General features: G+C 69.4%; 4 protein-coding genes. All 4 read left to right on the top strand.

Annotation, left to right across the window (positions count from 1 at the left end):
• Positions 1-20 precede the first annotated feature (20 nt).
• The 4 genes from metG to Q0A33_RS03590 all read left to right on the top strand — a co-directional run bounded on the left by metG (position 21) and on the right by Q0A33_RS03590 (position 5,361).
• A complete protein-coding gene (gene metG, locus Q0A33_RS03605) occupies positions 21-1,568 on the top strand; it encodes a methionine--tRNA ligase (protein ID WP_291793246.1) in 1,548 nt (515 codons plus the stop codon).
• Positions 1,568-2,521, top strand: a complete 954-nt coding sequence (locus tag Q0A33_RS03600; RefSeq protein WP_291793243.1) for a TatD family hydrolase — start codon at positions 1,568-1,570, stop codon at positions 2,519-2,521. The genes metG and Q0A33_RS03600 overlap by 1 nt, the downstream gene beginning before the upstream one ends.
• Positions 2,522-2,678: 157 nt before the next feature.
• Positions 2,679-3,893 (top strand): resuscitation-promoting factor, encoded by a 1,215-nt coding sequence (locus tag Q0A33_RS03595; protein WP_291793240.1) that lies wholly within the window; start codon positions 2,679-2,681, stop codon positions 3,891-3,893.
• A gap of 301 nt (positions 3,894-4,194) precedes the next feature.
• Positions 4,195-5,361 (top strand): resuscitation-promoting factor, encoded by a 1,167-nt coding sequence (locus Q0A33_RS03590; protein ID WP_291793238.1) that lies wholly within the window; start codon positions 4,195-4,197, stop codon positions 5,359-5,361.
• The last annotated feature ends 184 nt before the right edge of the window (positions 5,362-5,545 follow it).

The raw sequence follows: 5,545 nt of genomic DNA, 5'->3' as shown, positions 1-5,545 counted from the left end.
TCGCTAGACTGGGCGGCACTATGACGTTCTACATCACCACCGCGATCGCGTACCCCAACGGCACCCCTCATATCGGCCACGCATACGAGTACATCGCAGCGGACACGATGGCGCGCTTCCACCGCCTCGACGGTGAGGACGTCTACTTCATGACCGGCACGGACGAGCACGGCCTGAAGATGCAGCAGACCGCGGAGAAGGAGGGCATCACTGCCCGCCAGCTCGCGGACCGCAACGCCGCCGCCTTCCGCGCGCTGCAGGACTTCCTGGGCTCCTCCTACGACCGGTTCATCCGCACCACGGACGAGGACCACTACGCCACATGCCAGGCGATCTGGCGGCGCATGGAGGAGGCAGGGGACATCTACCTCGACTCCTACTCCGGCTGGTACTCCGTCCGCGACGAGGCCTACTACCAGGAGGACGAGACCGAGGTCCGCGAGGACGGCGTCCGCTGCTCCGTGGGCACCGGCACCCCGGTGGAGTGGACGGAGGAGGAGTCCTACTTCTTCCGCCTGTCCAAGTACCAGGAGCCGTTGCTGGAGCTCTACCGCGAGCACCCGGAGTTCGTGGGCCCGGACTCCCGCCGCAACGAGGTCGCCTCCTTCGTGGCCTCCGGGCTCAAGGACCTCTCGAGCTCTCGCACCACCTTCGACTGGGGCGTGCCCGTCCCCGGGGACGAGCGCCACGTCATGTATGTGTGGGTGGACGCCCTCACGAACTACCTCACCGGTGCCGGCTACCCGGACGTCGACTCCGAGGAGTTCCGCACGCGCTGGCCGGCGAACGTCCACGTGATCGGGAAGGACATCCTCCGGTTCCACGCCGTCTACTGGCCGGCCTTCCTCATGAGCGCCGGCCTCGAGCTGCCCGGCCGCGTCCACGCGCACGGCTTCCTCTTCAACAGGGGCGAGAAGATGTCCAAGTCCGTGGGCAACGTCGTCGACCCCTACGACCTCGTCAACTCGTTCGGCCTCGACACCGTCCGCTACTTCGTGCTCCGCGAGATCCCCTACGGCCAGGACGGCTCCTACTCCGCCGAGGGCATCGTCACCCGCAAGAACGCGGACCTCGCCAACGAGTACGGCAACCTCGCCCAGCGCTCCCTGTCGATGGTGCGCAAGAACCTGGACGGCGTGATGCCGGCGCTCGCGGACCTCACCGCGGAGGACGAGGAGATCCTCGCCGCCGCCCGTGATCTGCACGCGACCGCGCGGGCCCACGTGGAGGTCCAGAGCCTGCACCTCTACCTCGAGGCGGCCTGGAAGGTGCTGTCCGCGGCCAACCGCTACTTCAGCGCCCAGGAGCCCTGGAAGCTGAAGAAGACGGATCCCGCGCGCATGGCGACCGTCCTCGCCGTCACCCTCGAGGTGGTCCGCCGGGTCACGCTCCTGCTCCAGCCGGTCATGCCGGGATCCACGGCGCAGATCCTCGACCAGCTGGGTGTGGACGCGGACGCGCGGACCTTCGCCGGCCTCGGCACACCGGTTCCCGCCGGCACGCAGCTGCCCGCGCCCGCGCCGGTGTTCCCCAAGCACGTGGAGCCGGCGGAGGGGGAGACCGCCTGATGGCCTCCCGCGCGGCCGGCGACTACCCGCCGGTGCCGGAGCCCTTGCCGCATCCGGTGATCGACTCGCACACGCACCTGGACATCTGCACCGGCGCCCGAGGCCCGCTCAAGGCCGGCGAGCCCGCTCCGGAGGTCGTCCCGGCGGAGGACGAGAGCTTCCCGCCGCTCTCCTTCTTCCGCGAAACCGCGCTTCAGGCCGGGGTGAGCCGGATCGTGCAGATCGGGTGTGAGATGGGAGCCGCCCGGTGGACGGCGCAGGTCGTGGCCGCCGAGGCCGCTGCCGGTCGCGACTGGATGCTCGGCGGGGCGGCTATCCACCCCAACGAGGCGCCGCGCCTGGCCGCCGCCGGTCTGCTCGAGGACTCGCTCACGGAGATCGAGCAGCTGTGCCGTGCGGACCGCATGCGCGTGGTGGGGGAGACCGGGCTGGACTGGTTCCGCCTGGAGGAGGCCCAGGTGGGCGGAGTGCCCGTCCCGCCGGAGCAGGCGAGGCGGTGGCAGGAGGAGTCCTTCCGCGCCCACATCGAGATCGCCAAGCGGCTGGACCTCGCGCTGGAGATCCACGACCGGGAGGCGCACGCGGACGTCCTGCGGATCCTGCGCGAGGCCGGAGCACCGGAGCGCACCGTGTTCCACTGCTTCTCCGGGGACGTCGCCATGGCGCGGGAGTGTGCGGAGCACGGCTACTTCATGTCGTTCGCCGGCAACATCACGTTCAAGAACGCGGCCGGTCTGCGCGAGGCCGCCGCGCTGGTGCCGGCGGAGCTGCTGCTGACGGAGACGGACGCCCCGTTCCTCACCCCGCACCCGCACCGGGGGAAGCCGGGCGGTCCGTATCTCACTGCGGTCACGGTCCGGAAACTGGCCGAGGTGCGCGAGGCGGACCTGCACGACCTCTGCGCCCAGCTCACGACCAACGCAGAACAGGTGTTCGGGCGCTGGGGGTTGTAGGAAAATGGGGCAAGGCGCGGGCTGGGCCCTGCGCGCGCTGGGCCCGGCGATTGAGTCTTCGCTCACAACCTTTGTAACGGAGGTAGCGGTTAGATAACGAACCGGTTACACTCGTTGCAGTCGTTCCTTCCCTCCCGTCTTCTGATTGGACAAACACGTGATCTCAGCTCTGCGCAACCGAAAGGTGCAGATCGCCGGTCAGGCCGTCGTCATCACCGCTCTGGTGGGCGGCACGGCTGCCTTCGTGGGACTCAACAAGCAGGTCAACCTCGTGGTCGACGGCCAGTCGGAGCAGGTGCGCACCTTCTCCGGCAGCGTCTCGGACTTCCTCGAGTCCCAGGAGATCGAGGTCTCGGCCGGCGACCAGGTGCAGCCCGGCGCCGATGCGGACATCACCCGTGGGATGGATGTCGTCGTCAACACGGCCAAGGACGTGAACCTCACCCTCGACGGCGTCTCCAGCCAGGAGACCACCACCGCCAACACCGTGGGCCAGGCGCTCGCGGAGCTGGGCGTGGACCCGGAGGGCGCGGACATCTCCACGGATCTGGAGGCCAGCCTCGCCGACGGGCAGAACCAGGACGTCTCCGTCGTCACGCCCAAGACGGTCACCGTCGTGGCCGACGGCAAGAGCAAGCCCGTCGAGATCACCGCCGCCACCGCGCAGGAGGTCATCGACGAGGCCGGCGTGAAGCTCGGCAAGACCGACACCCTCTCCCTTCCTGCCTCCGCCCCCGTGACGGACGGCGGGGTCGTCGAGGTGCTGCGCACCAAGACGGAGGACAAGAAGGAGACCGAGACCGTCAAGAAGAAGGTCACGGAGAAGAAGGACGACTCGCTGGAGCGCGGCAAGCGCGAGGTGGAGACGAAGGGCAAGGACGGCTCCAAGGAGATCGTCTTCTCCGTCACCACCGTCAACGGCGAAGTGGTCGTCAAGGACAAGAAGTCCGAGAAGGTCGTGGAGAAGCCGGTCGACGAGGTGGTCCGCGTGGGCACCAAGGCGCCGGAGCCCGCACCCGCTCCCAAGGAGGACGAGGGCAGCGGTTCCGGTGACGGCGGATCCGACGGCGGCTCGGACGAGGGCAGCTCCGGCGGAGGCGGCGACTACTCCGGCGACCTGAGCAAGGCGGAGATCGAGGAGATGCTGGGCGGCCCCGGCAGCCGCTGGCACAAGATCGCCAAGTGCGAATCCGAGTTCAACCCGCGCGCGGTGAACCCGAACGGGCACTACGGCCTGTTCCAGTTCAAGCTCGCCACCTGGCAGTCCGTGGGCGGCTCCGGCAACCCGATCGATGCCAGCCCGCAGGAGCAGTTCAAGCGCGCGAAGATCCTGCAGCAGAAGGCCGGCTGGGGCCAGTGGGCATGCGCCTGAGGCTCTGCACCGTACCGATCCGCTGACCATCCGCGAACGCCGCACTCACCGCCGTGTGAGGGCGGCGTTCGCGGCACCCGGCTCTCGGGTGTGACCGGCCGCACCGGGCCGGATCCACGCCACACCGCACGACCCGTACGCCACACCGCACCACCCGCACGACCGCAGCACCACCCGCTCGAGACCACGGCACCACCGGCCTCGGGCACCGCCCGCCTCACCGCGGACACAGCAGCACCCGCACCACCCACCACCACACCACGGGCACCACGAACAGCGCGGCAGACGCCGCAGGGGAGAAATGAAGCGCAAGGGCATCCACATCGCAGGGCAGGCCGTCGTCATCACCGCAATGGTGGGCGCCACTGCCGCATTCGTCGGCTTCAACAAGACCGTCGATCTGGTGGTCGACGGTGAGCATCAGCAGGTGCGCACCTTCTCCGATTCCGTGGAGGAGGTGCTCGCCGGACAGAACCTGGACCTCGCCCAGGACGACAGGGTCCAGCCCGGCACGGACGCGTCCGTGACCCGCGGCATGGACATCGTGGTGAACACGGAGAAGGACGTGGCGCTCACCCTCGATGGCGTGTCCTACGACGAGACCACGCACGCCAACACGGTGGACGAGGCGCTGGCGGATCTGGGTGTGGACCCCGCCGGCGCGGAGATCTCCGCCGCCGGTGATGCGCCCCTGGACTCCGCAGGAGCCACGGAGCTCACCGTGGTCACCCCCAAGACCGTCACCGTCCGCGCGGACGGTGAGACCGTTCCCGTGGAGGGAACCCCCGCCACCACGGGTGAGGCGCTCGAACTCGCCGGCGTCGCCGTCGACGAGACGGATGTCGTCTCCGCTCCGCTCACCGCGCCCATCGCCTCCGGACAGACCGTGGACGTCATGCGCACGGAGACCAAGACGGAGACCGTCGAGGAGACCGTGAAGAAGAAGGTCACGGAGAAGAAGACGGACAAGATGGTCGAGGGCGGGAAGAAGGTCGAGCAGAAGGGCCACAACGGCAAGCGCGAGGTGACCTACGAGGTCGGCCTGCTCGACGGCGAGGAGGTCTCCCGCGTCGAGAAGGACGAGAAGGTCCTCGAGAAGCCCAAGGAGGAGATCGTGCTCGTGGGCACTGGAGACCCCACGGACCCGGACAGCTACGAGATCTCCCCGGACGGTCAGGAGGGCGGCTCCATGTCCACCGCCGCCATCAAGGAGATGCTGGGCGGACCCTCGAGCCCCTGGTACAAGATCGCCCAGTGCGAGTCCGAGTTCAACCCCAAGGCGGTGAACCGGTCGAACAACAGGTACTTCGGCCTCTTCCAGTTCGGCATCCCCACCTGGGAGGGCGTGGGCGGCTCCGGCAACCCCGCGGACGCCAGCCCGCAGGAGCAGTTCATGCGCGCCAAGATGCTGCAGGAGCGCGCCGGCTGGAGCCAGTGGGAGTGCGCCGGCATGGTGGGCGTGGGCTGACCGCTCCCGGGAGGCTGATGCGGCAGCCGGGCGCTGCCGGATCAGCGGTGCGGAGAGCCCCCGGCCCCGGGGGGCCGGGGTGGCCCCCACGCCCCCCCGGGACCCGGGTGGTGGGGGGGTGGCGGGACCGGGGGGAGGGATGGGACGGCAGGTTGGGCGGGGAGACGGCCGGGCAGCGCGAGGG

This window comes from Brevibacterium sp. (assembly GCF_022712115.1).
In the GTDB taxonomy this organism is placed as follows: Bacteria; Actinomycetota; Actinomycetes; order Actinomycetales; family Brevibacteriaceae; genus Brevibacterium; species Brevibacterium salitolerans.
Note: the sequence above shows the minus strand (reverse complement) of the source record. Positions and strands in the feature narration are given on the sequence as shown.